Source organism: Streptomyces phaeolivaceus, assembly GCF_009184865.1.
Lineage (GTDB): Bacteria > Actinomycetota > Actinomycetes > Streptomycetales > Streptomycetaceae > Streptomyces > Streptomyces phaeolivaceus.
Genome location: NZ_CP045096.1, coordinates 2,864,858 through 2,887,456, shown reverse-complemented (window position 1 = coordinate 2,887,456; position 22,599 = coordinate 2,864,858). Strand labels below are relative to the sequence as shown.

Annotated in this window: 18 protein-coding genes and 1 pseudogene; 7 read left to right on the top strand and 12 right to left on the bottom strand. The window is 71.5% G+C overall.

The genetic code is table 11. The features are described 5' to 3' along the window. Window positions 1-35: 35 nt before the first annotated feature. Window positions 36-401 carry a hypothetical protein gene (locus F9278_RS13485; RefSeq protein ID WP_152168548.1) on the top strand — a complete coding sequence of 122 codons (366 nt, stop codon included), beginning with the start codon at window positions 36-38 and terminating at the stop codon, window positions 399-401. Window positions 402-451: 50 nt separating this feature from the next. Here F9278_RS13485 and F9278_RS48150 read toward each other — a convergent pair whose 3' ends face one another. From F9278_RS48150 to F9278_RS13460, 5 genes are all read right to left on the bottom strand, one after another. Continuing rightward, on the bottom strand, window positions 452-1,879 hold the full coding sequence (locus F9278_RS48150; RefSeq protein WP_264300167.1) for a condensation domain-containing protein: 1,428 nt from the start codon (window positions 1,877-1,879) through the stop codon (window positions 452-454). Between the two features lie 170 nt (window positions 1,880-2,049). Next, the gene (locus F9278_RS13475) at window positions 2,050-3,543 is read right to left on the bottom strand and encodes a glycosyltransferase (RefSeq protein WP_152168546.1); all 1,494 of its coding nucleotides are present in this window, start codon (window positions 3,541-3,543) and stop codon (window positions 2,050-2,052) included. A gap of 112 nt (window positions 3,544-3,655) precedes the next feature. Next, a complete protein-coding gene (locus F9278_RS13470; protein ID WP_152168545.1) occupies window positions 3,656-4,816 on the bottom strand; it encodes an alkaline phosphatase PhoX in 1,161 nt (386 codons plus the stop codon). A gap of 359 nt (window positions 4,817-5,175) precedes the next feature. Then, a complete protein-coding gene (locus tag F9278_RS13465; RefSeq protein WP_152168544.1) occupies window positions 5,176-6,810 on the bottom strand; it encodes a sensor histidine kinase in 1,635 nt (544 codons plus the stop codon). Then, window positions 6,807-7,688: a winged helix-turn-helix domain-containing protein gene (locus F9278_RS13460; protein WP_226967286.1), complete on the bottom strand. Its 882-nt coding sequence runs from the start codon at window positions 7,686-7,688 to the stop codon at window positions 6,807-6,809. Before F9278_RS13460 ends, F9278_RS13465 begins: the two co-directional genes overlap by 4 nt. A 246-nt stretch (window positions 7,689-7,934) precedes the next feature. Between F9278_RS13460 and F9278_RS46130 the strand changes: the two genes are divergently transcribed. After that, window positions 7,935-8,312, top strand: coding sequence for a hypothetical protein (locus F9278_RS46130; RefSeq protein WP_193242112.1), 378 nt, complete (start codon window positions 7,935-7,937; stop codon window positions 8,310-8,312). Here the strand turns inward: F9278_RS46130 and F9278_RS13455 are convergent. Further along, window positions 8,295-8,651: pseudogene (locus tag F9278_RS13455) on the bottom strand (response regulator transcription factor); the annotation flags it as partial. The gene F9278_RS46130 and the pseudogene F9278_RS13455 overlap by 18 nt on opposite strands. A gap of 286 nt (window positions 8,652-8,937) precedes the next feature. Here F9278_RS13455 and F9278_RS13450 point away from each other — a divergent pair. The 3 genes from F9278_RS13450 (at window position 8,938) to F9278_RS13440 (ending at window position 12,793) form a co-directional block, all read left to right on the top strand. Continuing rightward, the gene (locus F9278_RS13450) at window positions 8,938-9,579 is read left to right on the top strand and encodes a carbonic anhydrase (RefSeq protein ID WP_152168543.1); all 642 of its coding nucleotides are present in this window, start codon (window positions 8,938-8,940) and stop codon (window positions 9,577-9,579) included. After that, a complete protein-coding gene (locus F9278_RS13445) occupies window positions 9,576-11,576 on the top strand; it encodes a SulP family inorganic anion transporter (RefSeq protein ID WP_226966730.1) in 2,001 nt (666 codons plus the stop codon). The genes F9278_RS13450 and F9278_RS13445 overlap by 4 nt, the downstream gene beginning before the upstream one ends. Before the next feature lie 284 nt (window positions 11,577-11,860). Beyond that, a complete protein-coding gene (locus tag F9278_RS13440; RefSeq protein WP_152168542.1) occupies window positions 11,861-12,793 on the top strand; it encodes an oxidoreductase in 933 nt (310 codons plus the stop codon). A gap of 9 nt (window positions 12,794-12,802) precedes the next feature. Here the strand turns inward: F9278_RS13440 and nirD are convergent, their stop codons facing one another. Genes nirD through F9278_RS13425 form a run of 3 tightly spaced genes read right to left on the bottom strand, consistent with a single transcriptional unit; the run spans window position 12,803 to window position 17,016 of the window. After that, the gene (gene nirD, locus F9278_RS13435; protein ID WP_152168541.1) at window positions 12,803-13,153 is read right to left on the bottom strand and encodes a nitrite reductase small subunit NirD; all 351 of its coding nucleotides are present in this window, start codon (window positions 13,151-13,153) and stop codon (window positions 12,803-12,805) included. Continuing rightward, entirely contained in the window at window positions 13,150-15,774 is a 2,625-nt protein-coding gene (gene nirB, locus F9278_RS13430; RefSeq protein ID WP_152168540.1) for a nitrite reductase large subunit NirB, read from the bottom strand. Before nirB ends, nirD begins: the two co-directional genes overlap by 4 nt. Next, window positions 15,775-17,016 (bottom strand): NAD(P)/FAD-dependent oxidoreductase, encoded by a 1,242-nt coding sequence (locus F9278_RS13425; protein ID WP_152168539.1) that lies wholly within the window; start codon window positions 17,014-17,016, stop codon window positions 15,775-15,777. 270 nt (window positions 17,017-17,286) lie between these two features. On the opposite strand from F9278_RS13425, the gene F9278_RS13420 reads away from it, so the two are divergent. Next, window positions 17,287-18,075 (top strand): sulfite exporter TauE/SafE family protein, encoded by a 789-nt coding sequence (locus F9278_RS13420; RefSeq protein ID WP_152168538.1) that lies wholly within the window; start codon window positions 17,287-17,289, stop codon window positions 18,073-18,075. A gap of 9 nt (window positions 18,076-18,084) precedes the next feature. On the opposite strand, the gene F9278_RS13415 is transcribed toward F9278_RS13420, so the two are convergent. Together F9278_RS13415 and F9278_RS13410 are read right to left on the bottom strand one after the other, a co-directional pair. Next, a complete protein-coding gene (locus F9278_RS13415) occupies window positions 18,085-18,717 on the bottom strand; it encodes a class F sortase (protein ID WP_152168537.1) in 633 nt (210 codons plus the stop codon). Between the two features lie 202 nt (window positions 18,718-18,919). After that, window positions 18,920-19,450 carry a hypothetical protein gene (locus tag F9278_RS13410; protein WP_152168536.1) on the bottom strand — a complete coding sequence of 177 codons (531 nt, stop codon included), beginning with the start codon at window positions 19,448-19,450 and terminating at the stop codon, window positions 18,920-18,922. 294 nt (window positions 19,451-19,744) lie between these two features. Here F9278_RS13410 and F9278_RS13405 point away from each other — a divergent pair, with 294 nt between their 5' ends. Further along, on the top strand, window positions 19,745-20,341 hold the full coding sequence (locus F9278_RS13405) for an NADPH-dependent FMN reductase (RefSeq protein ID WP_152168535.1): 597 nt from the start codon (window positions 19,745-19,747) through the stop codon (window positions 20,339-20,341). A gap of 458 nt (window positions 20,342-20,799) precedes the next feature. Here F9278_RS13405 and F9278_RS13400 read toward each other — a convergent pair whose 3' ends face one another. Further along, window positions 20,800-22,509, bottom strand: a complete 1,710-nt coding sequence (locus F9278_RS13400) for a sigma-70 family RNA polymerase sigma factor (RefSeq protein ID WP_152168534.1) — start codon at window positions 22,507-22,509, stop codon at window positions 20,800-20,802. Between the last annotated feature and the right edge of the window lie 90 nt (window positions 22,510-22,599).

Genomic DNA, 22,599 nt, shown 5'->3' with positions numbered 1-22,599 from the left:
GCGCGTTCAGCACGTTCAGAAGGTGGGCCGAGGCCGTGAGCAGGCAGCGTAGTGGGCGGGGTGCGACGACCACGTTGTGGCGGCCCACCGGACCCGAGGAGCTGGCGTTGGTACGGGAGTCGCAGTGGCGGGCCTGGCCGCCCCGCCTTCCCGAGCAGCCGATCTTCTATCCGGTGCTCAACGAGGCGTACGCCGTGAAGATCGCCCGCGACTGGAACGTGAAGCACGACGGGGCGGGCTTCGTCACCCGGTTCGAGGTCGACGCGGAGTTCCTGCGGCGGTATCCGGTACGGCAGGCCGGCGGGGAGACGATCCTCGAACTGTGGGTCCCGGCGGAGGAACTCGACGACTTCAACGCGCACATCGTCGGACCGATCGAGGTCGTCCACGAGTTCCGATGAACCGAGGGGCGGCGGCCCGCGCAGACAGGGCCGCTCCCCCTCGTCGCGGCTCAGCCCCTCGCCGTCGTCGTCTCCCGGGACGGCCGGGGAATGGACACCGGCCGCCCCGCGCCACGCTCGCCCGCGATCTCCAGCAGTACCCGTACGAGTTCGGCGTGCAGGGCGTCACTGATCTCATGTGCTTGGGGTGTGTCGACGTGCAGCATGTTGACGTGGAGGCCGGTCGCGGTGCGGTGGAACCAGTGGCTGATGCCGTTGCCACGGGCCGCCCAGACATGCAACGTCGGCTTCCAGAGCGGGTGTTGGAGGCCTCCGGGGGTCCGCCGGAAGTCGATGTAGGAGAAGAAGTTCACCGGGCACGGCCAGTGGTGGAGGGAGAAGGTCTCCGGGGCCAGCAACTCCCACGCCCGTACGAAGGGCACGCCCGCGTGCCGCTGCAACTCGCCGTACGCCGTGCGCGCCCGCGCGATCGTGGTGGCGTGGTCCGCACCGCCCTCGCCCACCCGGAACTCGATCGGCATCGTGTTCACGAACCAGCCGATGGAGTGCTGCCACGGATTCGGCGTTCCCCCCAAGTCCCTTGCCAAGCCACTTCCCGATTCCGTTTCCGCTTTCCTCCCCGGCTCCCTCCCCGGCTCCCTCCTCGACTCCCTCCCCGGCTCTCCCGCGCCCTCCTCGGTCCGTTCGCTGATGGGCAGCAGGCCCCGGTAGACCCCCGGCCCCCCGAAGCGGTGCTGGGCCGTCGCCGCGGCTGCCAGTACGGCAGTGAAGACGCTGCCCCCGGACGTGCGGGCGCCCGCCGCGAGGGCGTCGGTCCGTCGGGGGTCCAGGAGGGGGAGGGATCGGTTCACCAGCGGGTACAGCTGGTCCTCCGGTACGCCCAGGTCGAAGGGGAACCTGGGGAAGAAGCCGCCGTTGCCGCGGATGAAGTCCTTCCAGTACGTCAGCCGGTCGTCGTCGGCGCGCAGGGCGGCGTAGCGGCGGCGCTGCTCGTCGCCGAAGACCAAGTAGCTTCCGGCGGGCGGGAGTTGAGGGGTGCGCCGGGCGGTGAGGGCGGCGTACGAGGTCTGGAGTTCGTTCACGACGACGGGCATGGACAGGCCGTCGCACACGATGTGGTCGAAGCAGAGATAGACGGTCGCGCTCGCCTCCCGGACCACCGCGCCCATGAGGAACAGCGGCCAGGACAGTGTGTCGATGCTCTTGAACGTCTTGTCCAGGTGGATGTGCAGGTCGTCCGCCGTGTGGAACCGGCCGGCCTCCTCCGCCTCCAGGACCATGGACTCGGGTGCCAGCGCCGTGCAGTTCAGATCACCGGCCAGGCGCTGGAACTCGCTGCGCAGCACCTCGTGGCGCCGTACGAGGAGCAGGAGCGCCGATTCCAGTGCCTCGGTGTCCAGCAGCCCCGCGATCTCGAAGGTGACCGTGATCGAGCTGGCGATTCCGTCGCTCGTGCTCCGGGTCGCCTCGGACGACAAATGATGCTTGTCCTGATTGAACGAGGCCGAGATCGAGGCCGAGGTCGAGGTCGATTTCGAGGTCGAGTTCGAGGCCGCAACAGAAGTACAAGTGGAATCGGAAGGGGGAGCGGAAATGGAACGGGAAGGGGAAGGGGGAGGGGAGTGCTTTGTGCGCAGGGTCCAGGAGATCACGGTCCCTGGTTCGATGGTGGCTTCGGAGAACGGGATTTGCAGCACTCGGGGGCTTTCTGTTCGTGACTTGTGGGGGGAAGTCGAAGGTGACGAGCGGATGAGGTGATGTGGGCCAACAGGGAATTCACCGCGGTGTCGACGCCGTCCTCGGCCCGGACGACGGGAGCGATTTCTTCTGCCCGCTGTCGCAGGTGCCGGTCGGTCACCGCCGCGGTGATCGCCTCCGCCAGTCCGCGCGCGGTGAGGGTGCGGGCGGCGAGGGGGGTGGGGGCGACACCCAGCGCTCGCATCCGGGCGGACCAGTGGGTCTGGTCGCCCATGTGGGGGCAGAGGACCTGCGGGCGCCCCGCGGCGAGGGCGGCGCCGACGGTGCCGGGACCGCCGTGGTGGACGATCGCGGCCGTACGGGGGAAGAGCCAGTCGTGCGGGGCCTGTTCGATCGCCAGGATGTTCGACGGTGGGGAGGTGGAGGTCGTGGAGCACGTAGAGGTCGTGGAGGAGGCGGGGCGGGTGGGTTGCCCTTCCGGCGCGTCGATGCCGCCCCAGCCGGTCGCGATCACCGCCCGTACGCCGGTGAGGCGGACCGCCTCCGCGATCAGCGCGTTGTTGCGGCGTCCCTGGGTGCCGGTCATGCTGCCGAAGCCGATGTAGACGGGAGGCGGCCCCTCGTCCAGGAAGCGGGTCAGCTCCGGGGGCGGAGCCCAGTCGGGGCGGGCCGGCAGGTACCAGAAACCGGTGGTGCGTACGGCGTCGCCCCACGTCGGGTCGACCGGTGTGACATGTCTGCTGAACGACTGCAGGACCGCGCGCCGTCGGCCCTCGGGGTCCCGCAGCCACCGCCGCGCACCGTGCCGGCGTGGGGCCAGGCCCAGTTCGGTCGTCCGCCAGCGCTCCACCTCGCGGGACCGCTGGGCCGCCACGACCAGGGCGTACGTGCCGCGGTTGAGGAAGCGCGGCACGCGGGGGAGCGGCATCAGCGGGCAGGGGAACGCGTCGGTGGGGATCCAGCCGGGTTGCAGCGCCACGACGACGGCGGGTACGTCCAGCATGTCGGCCACGTGCTGGGCGGGGAACGCCGCCGAATGCACGACCGCCGCCACGTCACCGTGATCGTGGGCGATGGCGGCCACATCGCGCAGCGGGGCGATGAGCAACTGCTTCAGACGGGCGACGGTGCGCGCCGCGTCGATCTTTCCGCGCACCCCCATGAGGCCGTTGTCGATGACCCTGCGGGTGGCCGTCTCGCCGAGAATCCGGGTCGGTCCGTCGTCGATCGCGGCGAAATCGACGCCATATACGGACGCGTCGGAGGCATAGGAGGAAGGGGCGGCCAATAACGGGTGATGGCCGTGGCGACGCAGCGCCACGGCCAATGCGAGAAAGGGCTGTACATCCCCGCGAGTACCGCATGCCGCCAGAAGAATCTTGCGCGGGTGAGCGCTGATTCCAAGGCTTTCCGGGAGGCTCTCCGGCCCCGATTCGTTGGGCATGACCACGCGCTGAACCTAGCAGAAGCGGAATCGAACAAGTCTTGCGTGACAATGAGTTCGAAAAGCGCCGGGCCATGGATACTTCGGGGATTGTTGGTTATCGGTTCTCGCGTCAGCCCCGGAACGGGCCCGTCACCTCGTACGTGATCCCGCCCGACGAACTGCCGCTCGTGCCCCGCTGACTGGAGAAGTACAGGCGGCGGCCGTCGGGGGAGAAGGCGGGGCCGGTGATCTCGGAGCCGGACTGGCCGTCGACGCGGAGGAAGGGGGCGATGGTGTCGTTCGGGGTGATGAGGCAGATCTCCATGTTGCCGCCGTCCTCGGCGACATAGAGGTCGCCGGAGGAGGTGCCGGTGATGTTGTCGACACCGGTGAGGGGGGCCGTACCGGAGGCGACCAGGGAGTCGTCGTACGCCAACTCATAGGTACCGGCGGCCAGGTTGAGCTGCCAGACCCGGTTGTCGCCCTTGGTGGTGAACCAGACCGTGTCGTCTGCGTAGTAGCAGCCCTCGCCGCCGTTGAAGGACTTGGAGCCCGAGACCTGGGTGCGGGTGCTGGTGGGGGAGCCGTCCGGGTCGGGGACGTTCGCCCAGGTGTAGGAGCCGGAGGTGGCGGTGCCGGCGACCATGACCTGGAGGGTGCCGGAGGAGAGGTCGCCCCAGGTCGTGGGGAGGAAGCGGTAGAAGCGGCCGTTCGTCTCGTCCTCCGTCAGATAGACCGCCCGGCGGACCGGATCGGCCGCCGCCGCCTCGTGCTTGAAGCGGCCCATCGCGTCCCGCCGGACCGCCGCGTTCGTACCCCACGGGTCGGTCTCGTAGACGTATCCGCGATCCACCTCCTCGCAGGACAGCCAGGTGTTCCACGGGGTCCTGCCACCGGCGCAGTTCTGCCGGGTGCCGGACAGGACGCGGTACGCCGAGGTCACCGTGCCCGTCGACGAGAACCGCACCGCGCTCGCACCGCCGGACGGGTTGATCTCCGAGTTGGAGACATAGATCCAGCCGGTGCCGTCCGCGTAACAGGCGCCGCCGTCGGGGGCGTTGTGCCAGGTGTACGACGTACCGGGGACCGTCTGCCCGGAACGGGCGATCACCCGGCTGGTGAAGCCGCTCGGCAGCCGGACGCCGTTCGCGTCCGCCGAACCGAGCGCCCCGTACGGGCCCGCGCCGGGCTGGGCGGGCGCGGCGTACGCGGCGCCGCGCCACAGGGTGCCGCCGAAGGCGGTAGAGGTGCCGCCGAGTACGGCCGCGCGCAGGAGAGTACGACGTTCCACAGTCGCTCCAAGGGGTGCTTTGACCGGCCCGCCTGCCGGTCGGCGGCGGGGTCGCGCGCTGATGGAACTTAGGGGAGCACGATTGACGGAACATGGACAACCCGTGACGCCGCGACGGACGGGTTCACCCCGATGGAGGCGCGGTAGCGCCCTCCAGGGGCGCGGGGAACTGCGCGATCAGCCACGGACCACCCGCGGTCGCCGTACGACACGGAACACCCGAGCTCTTGGGCGATGCGCTCGGGCAACGTGCTCGGGCGACGTGCTCGGGCGATGCGCTCGGGCGATGCGCTCGGGCGATGCGCTCGGGCGACGCGCTTGGGCAACGTGCTTGGGCGACGCGCTTGGGTGACGGCGCCTCACGCCGGCAACGGCGGAGCCTCCCGGCGCCGCTGCCCCGGCCGCCCCCCGAACCCGTGGCCGTGCGGCGGAGCCGGTGGCTCCGCCGACGGGAGGCGCACCACGGCGTCCAGCCCACCCGTGGCCGCCTCGTGGAGCACCACCGCGCCACCACTGGCGTGCGCCAGGCGCTGTACGAGGGAGAGTCCGAGGCCGGTGCCGCCCTTGGGCGCGCCGGGGGCGCGCCAGAAGCGGTCGAACGCGCGGGCGCGCTGCTCGGGCGTCATCCCCGGCCCCTCGTCGGTGACATGGAGGTCGACCCAGCTGGGCCGGGCGTCGCGCAGTGCCCGGCGGGCGGGGACGAGGAGCCGTAGCTCCATGGTGACCGTGCTGCACGCGGGGGAGGCGCGCAGCGCGTTGGAGAGGAGGTTGTCGAGGATCTGCTCCACGGCCCCGGGGACGGCCGTCACCGGCCCGACCGCACCGGCGAAGAGGACCAGCGAAACGCCCTCGCGTTCGAACAACGGCCCCCACGTACGGTGCCGTTCCGCGCAGATCGCGCCCAGGTCGACCTGGGCCGGGATGGCCGCCTCCTCCTCCAGACGGGCCATCGCCAGCAGACCCTCGACCATCCGGGCCAGCCGGTCCGTCTCGGTCACGGCCGCGTCGAGGCTGGGCCGGGCGCGCCGGGCGATGTCCGGCTCCAGGTTCTCCAGCCGTAGCCGCAGCGCCGCCAACGGGGTCTTCAGCTGGTGCGAGGCCTCACCGGCGAAGGCTCGCTGGGAGGCAAGCAGATGTTCGAGGCGGGCGGCGGTCGTGTTGAAGGCCGCCGCGAGACTCCGTACCTCCGGCGGGCCCGAGGTGACCACCACGCTGGTGGCCGCACCGCCCTCGGCGAGCCGGTGCGTGGCCTCCTCCAACTGCTGGATGGGGCGCCCCGTCCAGCGCGCGAACGCGAACGCCACGGCGGCGACGCCGGTGAGTACGGCGAGTCCGGCCAGCGCGAGCAGCAGCCAGACCGCGAAGACGCGGGCGTGCACCATGGTCGTCGGGAGCGTGATGCGTACGGCGCCCCGCGCCGACGCGCCCGAGTCCGCCGCCGTCCCCGTGGCCGTTCCGGCGGTTGTCCGTGCGGCGGTGATCGATTCGATCTCGGCGCCGTCCGGATCGGTGCTGGGGCCGGTGTCGCTGTCGCTGTCGGGGGCTGCGTCTGTGTCCGTGCCTGTGTCGGTCGTCGCGTGGCCGACCGGGGCCGCCACGGACAGGTAGTGCACTCCGCCGGTGGTCGTCGTCCGTACGTCCGTGGTGGCGCGGCCCCGGAGCGCGGCGGAGATCTCGGGCTGGGACGCGAGGGTCTTCTCCTCGTCGTCGGACAGGGAGTGGGAGGTGGCCAGCAGCTTCGCGTCCGCGTCGACGATGACGACCTTGCCGCCGATGCGTTCGGCGCAGTGCCGGGCGCGTTCGACGAGTTTGTCCCGGCGGCCGGCGGCGAGGGACAGCGCGGCGTACGCGGCCACCGACTCGGCCTCGTCGTTGGCGGAGTTGACGATCCGCTCGCGTTCGGCCCGCGAGTAGACGAAGCCCAGCGGGATCTCCAGACCGAGCAGGACCAGCGCGGCGAGGCTGAGGTAGCTCAGCAGCAGGCGTCGGGTCATGACGCCCTGGTCTCGCGGGTGCGATGCCGACCGGACCCCCGGCCGAGCCCCTGCCCCCGCCCGTGGCCCTTGGGCTGCCCCTGCCCCTGACCCTGCCCCTGACCCTGGCTCTGGCCCGGCCCTTGGCCCGGTCCGGGTGTCTGGCCGGGGGTGCGTACGGCCAGCCGGAAGCCGACACCGCGCAGGGTCTGGATCCATGCCGGGTCGCCCAACTTGCGGCGCAGGGTGGCGACATGGACGTCCAGCGTCTTGGTCGGGCCCTGGTAGTGGTCGTCCCAGACGCGGTTGAGGATCTGCTGCCGGGAGTAGACCGCGCCGGGGTCCTCGGTGAGCAGCGCCAGCAGTTCGAACTCCTTCGGCGTCAGCGCGACCGGCACCTCGCCCACCCACACCTGCCGGGTCCGCCGGTCCACGACCAACGGGCCGGGCGGCGGCCCGGCCGAACCGTCGTCCGCCGACGCCGCACCCGTGCCGGTGGGGGCACGTGTTTCGGGCGGGGCCTGCTCGTACATGGGGGGTTCGTAGACAGGCGGCTCGTAGACGGGGGGTTCGTACGCCGGGCCGCCGTGCGCCGGGGCGCCGTATGCCTGACCGCCGTACGCCTGACCGCCGTATGCCTGACCGCAGTATGCCTGCCGGCTTCCGTACGCGGGGGTGCCGTGCGGCGGGGTCCCGTACGTGGGCGTGCCAGGGGCCGGGGTTCCGTACATCGGCGAGCCGTGCGGGGGAGTGCCCTGCGCCGAAGTCCCCGCGGCCGGTGCCTCGTAACCGGAGGACCAGTCGTACTCGGCCCCGCCGACCGTCGCGCCGGGGCCGGGGCCGGGGCCGGGGCCGACGCCGAAGCCGGTCGTACGACCGCTCCCGTCCCCGACGCCCACACCACTCCCGCTCCCGGAGTCGCCGACGCCCGCACGGCCCCTGCGCCTCCGGCCCCCAAGCCCGGTACGACCCGCACCCGCACCCGCACCCGCATCCGAGCCCGCATCCGAGCCCGCATCCGAGCCCGCATCCGAGCCCGCATCCGAGCCCGCGCCTGAGCCCGAACCCGCAGCCGTCCCTCCGTCCCCGTCCCCGTCCCGGCTCAAGTCACCAGCCCCGAAGCCACTCCCGGCGGCCCCGAAATCATGGGAGTCCGTGAAGTCGCTCCCACCCCGGAACCCACCCTCGGACCGGCCACCAGCACCGGCACCAGCACCGGGACCGACGCCTACACGGGCACCGACACCGACACCGACACCCTCTCCGGCGGCCGACTCCCGGCCCCGCGCCACCAACTCCTCTTCGGGAAATCCTCGTTGGACGTACGCCCCGCCACCAACCCCAGCCGCGAAGTCACTCCCGACCCCGGCCCCGACCCCGGCCCCGACCCCGGTCCCAAGCCCAAGCCCAATCCCACCCCCGACCCCGACCCCGACCCCGGCGTCGGCCCTCCCGACCCCCGCCTCGGCCACCACGACCCCGGCGACCACATCGCTCCCGCCGGGCCGCTGGTGTCGTCGTGACACCGCCCTTATGCGGGCGACCAGTTCGCGGATGCTGAACGGCTTCGCCAGGTAGTCGTCGGCGCCGAGTTCCAGGCCCAGGACGCGGTCGGCCTCCTCGCCGCGCGCGCTGAGGATGATGATGGGGACGTCGGAGGTCCGGCGGATGCCTCGGCAGACGTCGATGCCGTCCATGTCGGGCAGGCCGAGGTCCAGCAGGACGACATCGCCGTGCGGACCTCTCAACCCGTCCGCGCCGGTGGCCACGTGGTGGACCGTCAGGCCGAAGTGCCGCAGCCCGTCGGCGAGCGGTTCGGCGATCGTCTCGTCGTCCTCGATGAGCAGCACTCGTACGCCCATGGCCGCCTGTCTCTCCAGAAAGTCGGGACAACACGAGACCCGTGCTGTGGGGCGCCACGCTACAAGACGTCGAACAAGAACGTGCAGGGAATCCGACGCAGTGTGAAATGACCCTCAGAAACCGCTTGTATTCGGTCGTCCGACCTGCGGCGAAGCGGCTCTGGCCGAAATCTGTGGAAAACCTGGCGCCGTTTTAGTGTTCGCTTAACCTTCCTCTGTTCATCGCCGTCCTACGGTCGTCACAGCTGGTTGTCATGGCTGGTCAGAACCGTTTCAGGGAGGCAGGATGAAGGCGTTGCTGGATCGCGCCCGGTCGTTCAAGCGACGGGTCGACTTCGAGAGCGACGAATACCGGAAACTCGCCGTCGGGCAATTTCCCGAGGCGTTGTTCATTACCTGCTCGGACTCGCGGGTCATTCCCGCGCTGATCACCGGCGCGCGGCCCGGCGAGATATTCGAGCTGCGAAATGCGGGCAACATCGTGCCACCGTACGACGCCCACGACGGGTACGGGGCCGCCTCCGGCGAGGCCGCCACCATCGAGTACGCGCTGGAGGTGCTCGGCGTTCAGGACCTCGTGGTGTGTGGTCATTCCCACTGCGGGGCGATGGGCGCGCTGAAGTACGGCGCCGACCTGTCCGGCCTGCCCAGGGTGGACGCCTGGCTCGACTACGCCCGCCCCGCGCTCGAACCGGTCCTGGGGAACACGGGCACGGTCCGCGACGACACGTCCTCCGAGGATCCCGCCCTGCGCGAGGTCGTCCAGCTCAACGTCCGCAACCAGCTGGCCGTGTTGCGCGACTACCCGGTCGCCCGGCAGCAACTCGACGCCGGACGGCTCCGGTTGCACGGCTGGTACTACGAGATCGACACCGGCAAGGTCCACGAACTGGACGCGGACGGCGGGTTCCAGGTGCACGGTTCATGAGCGGCGCCCACGGCCGACGGCACACGGGAGGCACCCCGGCCGGGCCCGGCGGCGGCCCCAGGTACGTCCCCGACGCACCCCGCTACGCTCCCGACACACCCGGCCACATCCACGCCACACCCCGTTACGCCCCCGACATCCCCGGCTTCGCGCCCAGGCAAGGGGAACCGGCCGACCCGTCCCCCGACTCCAAGGACCCCCACCCCAAGGGCCCCGACTCCAAGGGCCCCGACTCCAAGGCCCCCCACTCCAAGGCCCCCCACCCCAAGGCCCCCCACTCCAAGGACCCCCGCTCCGGCGCCCCCGGTGGCCGTATCGACTTCGGTACCGAGATCACCGCCTCCCTCGTCGTCTTCCTCGTCGCGCTGCCGCTCTGTATCGGCGTGGCCGTGGCCTCCGGTGTGCCGGCCGAACTGGGCATCGTCTCCGGGGTGATCGGCGGCCTGGTGGTCGGCGCGGCGCGTGGCAGCACCCTCCAGGTCAGCGGCCCGGCGGCCGGTCTCGCGGCGCTCGTCGCCGAGACGGTCATGGAGTTCGGCGTCGCGATGCTCGGTGTGATCGTCCTGTTCTCCGGCATCCTCCAGATCGTGCTGGGCCTGGTGAAGCTCGGCCGGATGTTCCAGGCGATCTCCCTCGCCGTGGTCCAGGGCATGCTGGCCGGTATCGGTCTGCCGCTGATGTTCAGCCAGCTCTACCCGATGTCCGACTCCAAGGCGCCGGGCACCCCGCTGGAGAACATGGCGGGCGTCCCCGGACTGCTCGCCGACACCGTGACGAACCCGCAGGCGCTCATCGCCGCCGGGCTCGGCATCGTCACGATCGTGCTCAGCTTCCTGTGGAAGCAGATGCCGGGGCCGGTCAAGAAGGTCCCGGCCGCGCTCGTGGCCGTCGGGATCGGTATCGCGGTCGCCGCGCTGCCGGGCGTCGAGGTGAAGACGCTCCAGGTCGGCAATCTGCTGGCGTCCGTGGACGTACCGGGGCCGGGGCAGTTGTCCGGGCTGGCCAGCGCGGGGATCATCACGGCGATCCTCACCTTCACGGTCATCGCCTCGGCGGAGAGCCTGTTCACCGCCGCCGCCGTGGACCGGATGCACAACGGCCCGCGCACCCGCTACAACACCGAACTGATCGCCCAGGGCGCGGGCAACACGATCGCCGGTCTCCTCGGCGCGCTGCCCATCACCGCCGTCGTCGCGCGCAGCTCGGCGAACGTGCAGGCCGGGGCCAAGACCCGCCTCTCCCGCACCCTGCACGGTCTCTGGCTGCTCGCCTTCGCGCTGCTGCTGCCGCAGGTGCTGGCGCTGATCCCGATCTCGGTGCTCGCGGGTGTCCTCGTGCACAGCGGGTGGAAACTCTTCGCGCCGGACGAGTTCCCGAAGATGTGGCGACAGGACCGGGGCGAGTTCGCGGTGATGACGCTGACGACCCTGGTCATCACGGCGACCGCGCTGCTCGAAGGGGTGCTGTTCGGGCTGGCGGCGGGCGTCGTGCTGGCCGCGCTGCGGATGTCGCAGACCGTCATTCGGCAGCACATCGAGGACGACACGGCGAAGGTCGTCATGGCCGGAAACGCGACGTTCCTGCGGCTGCCGAAGCTGATCGACGCGCTGGAGAACGCGGCGGCCTCCGGCAAGCCGCGCATCCGTCTCGACCTGCTCGGTGTCACCCACCTCGACCACGCCTGCCGCAACCAGGTGGAGGAGTTCGTGGCGCAGCAGCGGGGGGCCGGGCTGCGGGTGGAGTTGTTGATGCCGGACCTCACGAAGTCGCCTGCGCGGGCTGAGCAGACGGAGGTGTCGGAGCCGGTGTCCGAGCCGGCGTCGGCGTCGGCGTCGGCCGAGGTGTGGGACTACGCGACGATCGGGACGGCGGCGGTCGGGGGCACCGGCCCGATGCCGTCCGGCCCCGGGCCAACGGCCGAGTGGTTCTACCTCGACACCCGTCCGATGCCGTCCGCGGACGAGTGGGGCTTCTCGCGCAGTACCCCGCGCCCCTGAAAGACCAGGCCCCGCGCTCCTGAAAGACCAGGCCCCGCGCTCCTGAAAGACCAGGCCCCGCGCTCCTGAAAGACCAGGCCCTGCGGGCCTGGAAGACCATGGCCCGCGGGCCTGAAGGCGACGGGTCGGGCGGGATGAAAAGCAGGGGGCGAAGCACCTGCTTTTCAGGGGCGCGGGGAACTGCCCGAGAAGCCCCACCGACCCGCACCCGACACACCTCCCGCAACACCCCCCACCGGTCTACGCTGGAGAACGGCACAGGAACACCTCGGGAAGGTGGCGTCATGACCAGTTGGACCGTGGCCGACATCCCCGACCAACACGGCCGCACCGCGATCGTCACCGGCGCCAACAGTGGCATCGGATACGTCACCGCCCGCGAACTCGCCCGCCGCGGCGCCCACGTCGTCCTCGCCTGCCGCAGCGAGGAGCGGGGCGCCGCCGCGCTGGAGCGGATGAGTTCCGAAGTCCCGGACGGCAGCGTCGAGTTGATCCGGCTCGACCTCGGAGACCTCGGCTCCGTACGGGACTTCGCGCAGACATACGCCCGCGCGAGCGACCGGTTGGGCCTGCTGGTCAACAACGCGGGCGTGATGGCCGTGGCCGAGGGCCGCACCGCCGATGGCTTCGAGACGCAGTTCGGGATCAACCATCTCGGCCACTTCGCGCTCACCGGCCTGCTTCTGCCGCTGCTCCTCGCCACCCCCGGCGCCCGGGTCGTGACCGTCTCCAGCGGGATGCACCTGCGGGCGAACATCGACATCGACGACCTCGACAGCGAGCGGAAGTACGGGCGTTGGCTCGCCTACGGCCGCTCCAAGACCGCCAATCTGCTGTTCACCCACGAGCTGGCCCGGCGGCTGGCGGCGAACGGCTCGGAGGTCGTCGCCGCCGCCGCGCACCCCGGGTACGCGGCGACCAACCTCCAGACGGCCGGCCCCACCGCCGAGGGCCGCAAGGGCGTCGAACGTTTCATGCGCGTCGGCAACAGCGTCTTCGCCCAGTCCGCCGAGGGAGGCGCCCTGCCCACGCTGTACGCGGCGACCGCCCCCGCCGTGCGACCCGACTCCTTCATCGGCCCGTCGTTCGCGATGTGGCGCGGCGCCCCGAAACCGTCCCCCCGAGCCCCCTGGACCCTCAACGACGAGGCGGGCGAACGCCTTTGGACCGCCTCAGAGCACCTGACCGGGGTCAGGTGCTCTGAGCTGAAGGCGTGACGCGTGGGGCTACGCCGCCCGCACCTCGTACGCCGTGATCCGTACCGTCTCGTCGTCCAGGCACTGCCCGCTCTCCAGGTCGAAGCGCTGCTTCAGCAGCGGGGAGGCGACGAAGGGGCGGCCCTGGTGGCTGCCGGTGAGGCCGCGGGAGAGGACGGCGGCGCCGCCGAAGGGGTCGCGGTTGTCGATGGCGTACAGCTTGCCCGCGCGGTCGAGGAACAGCGCGGCCTGCTCGCCGTCGGGCAGGAGGGCGGCCACGCCGCGACCGGGGGTCAGCAGGGTCAGGTCGCAGACCGTGAACCAGCCGTCCGCCAGCCGCAGTTGGACCTTCACATCGGTCTTCTCGGGAGCGAGGGTCATCGCTGGGCGCTTCCTTCCAGGACTTCTTCGGCTGCGGAGGCATGTGCGGTGGGCCGCAGACCGATCGACAGCAGCGGCAGGTCGGGCTTGATCTGGTCGCGCTCGGGGACGAATCCGACGACCGGGTCCGGGGTGTCGGGGGCGTTCACGAAGGACACGAACCGGGCGAGCTTCTCCGGGTCGTTGATGGTGGAGGCCCACTCGTCGGCGTAGTGGGAGACATGGTCCGTCATCAGGGACTCCAGCTCCTCGCAGATACCGAGGGAGTCCTCCACGACCACGTCCCGGACGTGGTCCAGGCCGCCGGGGATCCGCTCCAGCCAGGTGGACGTGCGCTCCAGGCGGTCCGCCGTACGGATGTAGAACATCAGGAAGCGGTCGATCAGCTTGATCAGCCCGGCGTCGTCGAGATCCTGGGCCAGGAGGTCCGCGTGGCGCGGGGTGGCGCCGCCGTTGCCGCCGACGTAGAGGTTCCAGCCGTTCGACGTCGCGATGATGCCGAAGTCCTTCGACTGGGCCTCGGCGCACTCGCGGGCGCAGCCGGAGACCGCCGACTTCAGCTTGTGCGGGGACCTGAGCCCCCGGTAGCGCAGCTCCAGGTCGATCGCCATACGGACCGAGTCCTGGACGCCGTAGCGGCACCAGGTCTGCCCGACACAGGACTTCACGGTCCGCAGCGACTTGCCGTAGGCGTGGCCCGACTCGAAGCCCGCGTCCACCAACCTCGCCCAGATCAGGGGGAGTTGCTCGACGCGTGCACCGAACATGTCGATCCGCTGGCCGCCGGTGATCTTTGTGTAGAGACCGAAGTCGCGGGCGATCTCACCGATCACGATCAGGCCCTCGGGGGTGATCTCACCGCCGGGGATGCGCGGGACGACGGAGTACGAGCCGTTCTTCTGGAGGTTGGCGAGGAAGTGGTCGTTGCTGTCCTGGAGGGCCGCCTGCTCGCCCTCCAGGACATAGCCGCTCGCGCCGATGGTCGGGGCGAGGGAGGCGATGATCGAACCGACCGCCGGCTTGCAGATCTCGCAGCCGTCGCCGCCCTTGGCCCCGTCACGGCCGTACCGGTCCAGCAGGTCCTGGTAGGTGTTGATGCGCAGGGCGAGGACGATCTCGTACAGCTCCTCGCGGGTCTGTCCGAAGCAGCCGCACAGGCCCTTGTCGACGACCACACCGCCGGCCTCCAGCTCGGCCGTGACCAGCTGACCCAGGACCTTGACGCAACTCCCGCAGCCCGTACCGGCCTTGGTGCACTTCTTGACCTCCGGCACGGTGGTGCAGGAGTGCTCCGTCACCGCGCCGCGGATCGCGCCCTTGGACACGTTGTGGCAGGAGCAGATGATCGCGTCGTCCGGCAGCGCGGACGGGCCGAGCTGGGCGCCGCCGCCGGAACCGGCGGGGAGGACCAGGGACTCGGGGGAGACGGGCGGGACGGAGCCGGTGAACGCCTTCAGCGTGCCGTACGCCTCCGCGTCGCCGACCAGGATGCCGCCGAGCAGTTCGCCGTCGCGGCCGATGACCAGCTTCTTGTAGACACCCGAGCGGGAGTCGGAGTACACGACGTCCAGGCAGTCGGCGGTCGCGCCGTGCGCGTCACCGAAGGAGGCGACGTCCACGCCGAGCAGCTTCAGCTTCGTCGACATGTCGGCGCCGGTGAACGAGGCCTCGTCGGCGGCGATCGTCGCGGCGGCCGTCTCGGCCTGCTCGTAGCCGGGGGCCACCAGGCCGTACACCCGGCCGTCGGCGGCGAGCGCGCACTCGCCGATCGCGAAGACCTGCGGGTCGGAGACGGTCCGGCACTGCTCGTCCACGCTGATGCCGCCGCGCTCGCCGACCGTGAGACCGCAGTCGCGGGCCAACTGGTCGCGGGGGCGGACGCCGGCGCTGAACACGACCAGGTCGGTGGCGAGTTCACTGCCGTCGGACAGCTTCATCCCGGTGACGGCACCGGACTCGTCGACGACGATCTCCTGCGTGCCCACACCCGTGTGCACGCTCAGACCCATGTCCTGGATGGTGCGCAGCAGAGCGGCGCCACCGCCGTCGTCCACCTGCACGGGCATCAGCCGGGGCGCGAACTCCACGATGTGCGAGGTGAGTCCGAGCCCCTTCAGCGCACCGGCCGCCTCGAGTCCGAGCAGACCGCCGCCGACCACGGCACCGGTCTCGGCCGTCTTCGCGTACTCCTCGATCGCGAGCAGGTCCTCGATCGTGCGGTAGACGAAGCAGCCGGCGGCGTCCTTGTTCGGGACCGGCGGCACGAAGGGGAACGAGCCGGTGGCGAGGACGAGGACGTCGTACTCGAAGACCTGCCCGGAGCGCGCGGTGACCTTCTTCGCCTCGCGGTCGACCGTCTCGGCCGGGTCGCCGACGAACAGCTCGATGCCGTGCGTCTCGATGAACTCCATGTCGGTCATCGACAGGTCCTCGGGCGTCTTGCCCGCGAAGTACGAGGTCAGCGCCACGCGGTCGTACGCCGGGCGCGGCTCCTCGCACAGCACGACCACGCGGTGCGTGGCGGTCAGGCCGCGCTCGGCGAGCGCTTCGAGGAAGCGCTGGCCGACCATGCCGTGGCCGACGAGCACGATCGTGGGGGTGGCCCCCAGGGTGGCGGACATTCAGGAGCCTCCATCGTTGGTGAGCAGGTGGAGCAGGGGAGCGCCGTCCGAGGGGAGCGGCTCCGCTCCCTCCCAGGCGCGGGCGAGCGCGCCCACGGTGCCGAGTTCGCCGACGAGCACCCCGCCGACCAGCCGGTCGTCGCGGACGACGACCTTGCGGTAGGTGCCGCGGGTGGCGTCGGTCAGTTGGACGACGTCGTCACCGGGCAGCGGCTCGGTCTCGCCGAACGCGGCGAGATCGAGAAAGCCCGCCCCGGGCAGATCGGCGAGGCCCGGCCCGGCGAGCGTCAGCCGGGTCAGCGCGCGGGTGCCGCTGTAACGGGAGTTGACGTCCCCCGCGAGCAACTCCGCCAGGACATCGGCCTGTTCGAGCGCCGGGGTGGCGAGCCCGTACACCGTGCCCTCGAACTGGGCGCAGTCGCCGATGGCGTGGATACGCGGGTCGGAGGTGCGCAGCTCCTCGTCGACGATGACGCCCTTGTGCACGGACAGTCCCGCCTCCTGGGCGAGACCCACCCGGGGGTGGACCCCGCAGGCGATGACGACCAGATCCGCGTCGAGCGCGTACCCGTCCGCCATCGACACCGACCGCACGGTCCCGCCGACGCTGCGCACCGCCCGTACCCGGGTCTCGGTGTGCACCTCGACGCCGAGGTCGCCGAGATGCCGGCGGACCAACTTCGAGGCGGCCGGGTCGAGTTGACGTTCCATCAGCCGTTCGCCCTGCTGGGCGAGGACGACCTGGGCGCCGCGCAGGGCGAGCGCGCGGGCGGCGGAGACCCCGAGGAGCCCGCCGCCGATGACGACGGCCCGCACCCCCGGCCGTACGGCCTTGGACAGCCCCAGGCAGTCGTCCATGGTCCGGAAGGCGTGCACCCCGTCGGGGAACTCGTGCCGCTCCGGGTCCCAGAGGCCGCGCAGCGGAGGCAGCACCGGGTTCGAGCCGGTCGCGAGGACCAGCCGGTCGTACGCGATCTCCGTACCGTCCGCGAGATGTACGGCTCGCATCTCGCGGTCGATACGGACCACCCGGCCGCGCGTCAGCGAGGCCGGGGTGGGCAGGGCGATGACCTCGGGCGCGTACCGCCCGGCGAGAACCTCGGCGAGCAGCACCCGGTTGTACGGTGTGTGCTCCTCCTCGCCCACCAGCGTGGCGGGCATGCCCAGCTCTCCGAGCCGCCGGGCGAGACGTACGCCCGCGAGGCCGGAGCCGATCACCACCACACGCTCGTTCGAGGTCATGCCCCTGAGCGTGCGGTGCCGGTGTTACCCGACCGCATCACGTCTGTTTCCCACGAGGAACGCTGCCCTCCCCGTGGACCCGAGCGGAGTGTGAGGGGTTTCCACCACGGCCGGGTGGCGTGTGAGGACGGCCGGGATCACCCTGCTGACCTGGTGATACGGCGGTCATGCGGGCGTATACGGGAGGGCGGGCGAGCCCTCGGCGCCGAACCTCAGAAGATCCTCAGGTCGATGGACAGCACACCCATCCCGGCGCATAGGGTCGCGATCATGCCCGACATATCGCTGACCATGGTCGTAGTCCTCTGCCTCGCCGCCCTCGCGGCCGGCTGGATCGACGCCGTGGTCGGCGGTGGCGGGCTCCTGCTCCTCCCCACTCTGCTGCTGGGCCTGCCGAACGGCGCCTCGGCCGCGCAGTACGCGCTCGGCACCAACAAGGCGGTCGCCATCGTCGGCACCACGGGCGCGGCGGTGACGTACGCCCGCCGCACACCCGTCGACGTGAAGATCGCCGTACGGATCGGTCTGGCGGCGCTCGCGGGCTCGACGGCCGGCGCGTTCGTGGCCGCCGGCATGAGCACCGAGGTCCTGAAGCCGGTGGTCATGGTCGTCCTCCTCGCGGTGGGCGCCTTCGTGATCCTGCGCCCCTCCTTCGGCACGACGGCCCCCGCGACCGGCCCGGTCTCCGCGCGCCGCGTCCTCGCCGCGATCGGCCTCGCGGGCGTCGGCATCGGCTTCTACGACGGACTCGTCGGCCCCGGCACCGGTACGTTCCTGGTCCTCGCCCTGACCGCCGTCCTCCATCTCGACCTGGTCACCGCCTCCGCCACCGCCAAGATCGTCAACTGCTGCACGAACGCGGGCGCCCTCGCGACCTTCGCCTGGAAGGGCACGGTCTACTGGCAGCTGGCGGCCCTGATGGCGGTCTTCAACCTGGTCGGCGGCACGGTGGGCGCCCGCACCGCCCTCAAGAAGGGCAGCGGCTTCGTCCGCGTCGTCCTGCTGACGGTGGTGTTCACGCTGGTGGCGAAGATGGGGTACGAGCAGTGGGTGGCGTGAGGGCGGGGATCAGCTGTCCCGGCTGCCCGTGAGATGGGCGAAGACGACCACGTTCCCCTGGTAGCCGGTCGCCCTCGAATATCCGCCGCCGCAGGTGATGACCCGCAACTCCGGGCGGGCCGCCGCCCCGTACACCTTCGCGTCGGGGAAGTCCCGTGCGTCGTACACCTCCACCGCGTCCACCGTGAACACCGCGATGCCGCCGTCCCGCCGGTCCACCTCGACGGTGTCGCCCCGCTTCAGCGCGCCGAGCCGGAAGAAGACGGCGGGCCCGTCGGCGTTGTCCACATGCCCCGCGACGATCGAGGTGCCCCGCTCACCCGGGGTGGTGCCGGCCTCGTACCAGCCCGCGAGATTCTCCTTCTCGGCGGGCGGGACGTCGAGACTCCCGGCGGCCGTGAGACCGAGCCCCGTCAGCGGCGCGTCCACACGGATGGAGGGGATACGGATGCGGTCGGGAGGGGAGGGCGGCAAGGGGACGGCCGCATCGGGTGGACTTGCCGGTCCGGACGGGACGTGGGCCTGCGCGGCCGACGGCTGCGGTGGCGCGTGTGAGGTGGTGCCGCTGTGCAGCAGCCACACGCCGGAGCAGAGGGCGACCACGGTGACCCCGGCTATGACGCCGTTGGCGAGCCGACGCACGAAACCTCCTCTCGACCCGTGAGGGCCGCTCAGGGCAGGTTCAGGACAGGTTCAGGGCAGGGGTTCAGGGCAGGGGTTCGACAGGGGTTCAGGACAGTTTCAAACAAACGGAGCCCCTTCCCTCTCCTCCGGGCCGAGGGGCGTCGGGCCCGGAGGGGAGGGGGGACGGCGGTACCGGCGGACGGACAGCGGAGGGTGTCCGTCAGATCCCGTCGCCTCTCGCCCGGCGATGCAGGAGCCAGGTACCGCCCGCGGCGGCGACGGCCAGAGCCGCCACGCCCGCCGCGGTCTGCACGGGATCGGGACCGAGTGCGCCACCGACCCCCGTCTTCACGCTTCCCCTCGGATACGCCGGCGGCCCGGTCCGCGTGCCGGTGAGCGAGACCACCAGGTCGCCGGTGACCCGTCGGCCACCGTTCGCGCAGATCGCGACGATCTCGTACGTCCCCGGCTGGGCGCTCGGGGGCACCTCGAACCGCCCGTCGAGGCGCCCCTCCCCGTCGTCGGGCGCGAGGGAGAAGGAACCGGCGCCGACCGCGCTGGCGTCCCCCGCCGCCGTACCCTTCGCGCCGCAGGCGGCGGTATGGACGGCGACCTCGTCGCCGGGGACGACACCGGTGGGGGACAGTTCGAGCCGCCCGGTGCCCGCGCCGCCGTACGCGGGGGCGGCGGCGAAGGCCGCGAGAGTGAGGGCCAGGGCGGTTGCGGTCAGCGGCCGGACGGTACGTCGCATCGTGCGCCTCCTCCGAGAGTCCTCCGTTCCCTTCCGAGGTAAGGGGCTGACCGGCCGGAGCGCTTCCTGATGCCCCGTCAGAAACAAGGGGGATGGAGGCCGGGGGAGGGGAGGGCGACCGGACGCGGGAGGCGTTTGGGCAGGTCACCGGGCTGGAGCGGGAGTGGCGGGGGAGAGAACGCGATCGTGGGGCGGCGGGGGTGTGAACGGGTGACACGGGAGGGGGGCGAGCCTCCGTCACCGACGACGCCGATCGCTTGACCTCAACCAAAGTCGAGGTACGAGGGTGACCTCATGAAGACGGAAACGCATACGCAGACCGACACGGTGCGGGTGACGCTGGTCATCGGGAGCAATCGCACGGGCCGTTTCGGGTCGGTGATCGCCGAGTGGCTGTTGGGCCGGGTACGGGAGCACGACGGTTTCGAGGTCGACGTGGTGGATGTCGCCGAGGCGGACCTGCCCACGACGTTCGCATCGACCCCCGAGGCCACGGCGCGGCTGGCCGAGATCACGCCGAGGCTGGCGGCGGCCGAGGCGTTCATCGTGCTGACGCCCGAGTACAACCACTCGTATCCGGCGGGCCTCAAGAACCTCATCGACTGGCACTTCCACGAATGGCGCGCCAAGCCTGTCGCGCTCGTCTCCTACGGTGGGATGTCGGGCGGGCTGCGCGCGGCGGAGCACCTCCGGCAGGTGTTCGCCGAACTCCACGCCACCACCGTGCGCGACACGGTCTCCTTCCACAACGCCCACGCCGCCTTCGACGAGTCCGGCCACCTGAAGGACCCGACCGCCCCGAACGCCGCCGCGCGGGTCATGCTGGATCAGCTGTCGTGGTGGGGCGGGGCCCTGCGGGAGGCGAAACGGAGGCGGCCGTACGGGGGTTAAGGGGCCGGGGGCTTGGGGGTGCCGGGGGCGCTTGGGGGAGTTCGGGGTGGCTGGGGGTGCGTTGTCGGGTGCGGGTCCGGTGGGGCTTCTCGCGCAGTTCCCCGCGCCCCTAAAGGATTCAGGCCCCTGCGGGCCTGAAAGACCACGGCCCCGCAGGCCTGAAAGGCGACGGGGCCGAGGGCTGAAAGGCGACGGGGCCGTGGGCTGAAAAGCACGGGGCGCAGCCCCGGCTTTTCAGGGGCGCGGGGAACTGCGCGACCAGCCCCCACCGGACGCGCGCGTACCGACTCGCCCCGAACCGTCCCGCGCGTACCGACTCGCGCGTACCGACCCACCCCGAACCGCCCCGTGCGCAGCGCGAAGGGGGTCGAAGGGGCGCAGCCCCTGGGGATGGGACGGGTAGGGGCGGCGGGGGCGAGGAAAATCCCAGGGCCACCGCCACCACCCCACCCTCGAAGTCAGCAACCGCCCCCGGGCCCCTCGCCCCCACCCCCCGGCCCCTCCGGCCCCGCCTCCACAGGAGGAACAGGCACCTCCACCCCAGGCTCAACCACCTCCGGCGGACCAGGCACTTCCCCACCAGGAACCTCCACAACGGGCGGCCCCTCGCCAGGCACTTCCTCCACAGGCGGCACCTCGACGGGAGGAGCCTCCTCCACCGGAGCCTCCTCAACAGGCGGCGTTTCCACGGGAGGAGCCTCTTCCACAGGAGCCTCCTCCACCGGCGGCCCCTCTACAGGCCCCTCCTCCACAGGAACAGCCGGCTCACCAGCACCAGAACCAGGACCCTCGCCCACCGGTTCCTCCGCCTCCGGATAACCGGTCCCGGGCTCTTCCCCACCCGGTTCCACAACCTCGGGCTCATCGACCCCCGGTTCCACAACCTCGGGCGCGTCCACCCCCGGCTCCACAACCCCCGGCTCCTCCACCCGAGGCCCCCCAGGCACAGTCACCCGAGGCTCCTCAACACCCGCCCCCTCAGGTGCCTCAGACCCCTCAGGCGCAGTCACCCCCGGCTGACCCCCGTCACCACCGGCACCCCCACGCCCCCCACCCCCCACCCGCACAACCACCACAACGCCCCCCGCCCCCCGAGCCGAAGGCGCCGCGTCAGTCACCGCGTTCCGCCGCTCCACCACCTCGGGCGACCGCGCCTCGGGCACCCGCGGCCCCGGCGCCTGAGCGACCGGCACCCGCTGCGCGGGAACCGCATCGGAATCCAGCGGCCCGAGCACGATCCCGGCTACGACGGCGGCGGCAGCCGCAGCCGCACCGACCCCCACCACCGCCGGAATCTTCACCGCACCGGCACCCGCACCTGCACCCGCACCAGCACCCGCACCGGCACCCGCACCCGCCCCACCGAGCCCCGACGCCGCCCCACCGGCCCCCGCCGTGAGGGAAAGGAGCAGCTTGCCCCCACCCCCACCCCCACCCACCACGAACACCAACAGCGCCGGCCCGACGAGCGCCGGCAGCCGATCGTTCGTGCGCATCAGCACCGCGAGCCGCGCCCGGCAGTCGTCGCACGCGTCCACATGGCCGAGCAACTGCTCGGACTGCCGCGAGGTAGCCGTACCGCGCACATACGCCGGCATACGCCCCCAACGCACCTGGCACGCCGGATCGATCGGCGCACCGGGCTGCTCGCGCAGAAAGGCCTGGCGCATCCCCTCACGCGCCCGGTGCAACAGCACCGCCGTCGCGCCCTGCTTCGCGCCGATGCGCTGCCCCACCGTCTCCAGCGGCTGACCCTCCGCCTCGGCCAGCCACAGCGCCCGCACCCACCGCTCGGGCAACTGCCCCAGCACCCGCACCAACAGATCGACAGAGGAAACCTGTTCGGCGGGGTCGACGGCGTCGCCCACCCGCACATCGGCCTCGACGCGCTCGGGCGCCGTCGGATCCAGCGGCGTCTCCCGCGTCGCGCCGGTCCCCACCGCCGCCGCGAGATGCCGCACCGTCGTCATCAGATACGCCGGTACGTTGTCGATCTCGTGGCCCCCGGACAGCCGCCGCCACACGCGGAAGTGCGCCTCGGCGACGAGGTCCTCGGCGGTCCAGGAGTTCCGGGTGAGGGAGCGCGCGTACGCGACGAGACGCGGATGCTGTTCCTCGTAGATCCGGGTGTACGCGGCGGTCGCGGACCCGGACAGGCCGTCGGTCATGGCGGGAACGCTCTCCAGTCGCCTGCTGATGGGATGAGGACGATTTTGTATGTCGAGATGACAAAAATCTCAAGTAATCACACAAAGTGA